This is a genomic window from Mycobacterium ostraviense (assembly GCF_002705925.1).
Classification (GTDB): Bacteria; Actinomycetota; Actinomycetes; order Mycobacteriales; family Mycobacteriaceae; genus Mycobacterium; species Mycobacterium ostraviense.
Genome location: NZ_NKRE01000151.1, coordinates 1 through 967 on the forward strand (window position 1 = coordinate 1; position 967 = coordinate 967).

The window sequence follows — 967 nt, forward strand, 5'->3', positions numbered from 1 at the left end:
GGTCTTGCCGATGCGGTCGTGTTTGACGTTTTTCCATACCCACTCGTCAGGATTGAGCTCTGGTGAGTAACCGGGCAGGAAGAACAGTTTGAGCCGCCCGCCGGTGGACGTTACGAACTGCTGGGTGATCTTGGCGCGGTGAGCGGGGTGGCCGTCGACGACAAGATAGACCGGACCGTCAGCATCGGCGAGCAAGCGCTTACAAAACTCGACGAACACCGTCGCGTTGACGCCGCCTTCGCGGATCATGAACCGCAGCGCGCCGGTCGCGGTGACCGCGGAGAGCATATTGAGCCGATACCGGGCGCCGGTACTGCGCACGGTCGGGGTGTGCCCGCGCGGGGCCCAGGTGGTGCCGGAATGGTAATCCGACCGCACCCCGGCCTCGTCGGCGAAATACATCGTCGCCTTGTCTTTCTTGGCCTGCTCGCGGATCTTGGGGAATACCTCAGTCTTCCATTGATGCACCGCCTCGGGGTTCTGCTCATAGGCCCGGTGCAGCGGGCGCTGCGGGCTGAACCCGAGCTTGCGCAGGATCCGGCCGATCGTGCTCGGATGCAGCTGTACCCCGAACTCACGCACAACGACCGTGGCGATCATCTCCCGGGTCCACAGCCCGAAGTCGAACTGCAGCTGGCGCGGGTCCGAGCACGCCACGATCTCACCCAGTCGTGCCAACTGTGCGTCTGTCAACGTCGGCGGTCGGCCTGGCACCGGCTTGGCCTGTAACGCTTCAGTCCCGCCCTGCAGGTACTGCCACCACCATCGGTACACCGAACCACGGTGCAGACCAAGCGTTTTGGCAACATCGGCGACGGACGTACCGGCCTTGATCCGGTCTACCGCCCGCACCCGCAACGCCTCGAGTGTGGCATGGTCGAGCTTACGACCATCGTTGTCCCGCATAGTAATAAGTCAACACGACCGCCCCGGAAAGACGGTGCACCGTACACCGTGTGTCGCCTTA

General features: G+C 63.6%; 1 protein-coding gene. It reads right to left on the reverse strand.

What is annotated here, in order from left to right; translation table 11 throughout:
• Positions 1-906, reverse strand: a 906-nt coding sequence (locus CDN38_RS28430; protein WP_099319518.1) for an IS630 family transposase, incomplete at its 3' end; no start/stop codon positions are given.
• Between the last annotated feature and the right edge of the window lie 61 nt (positions 907-967).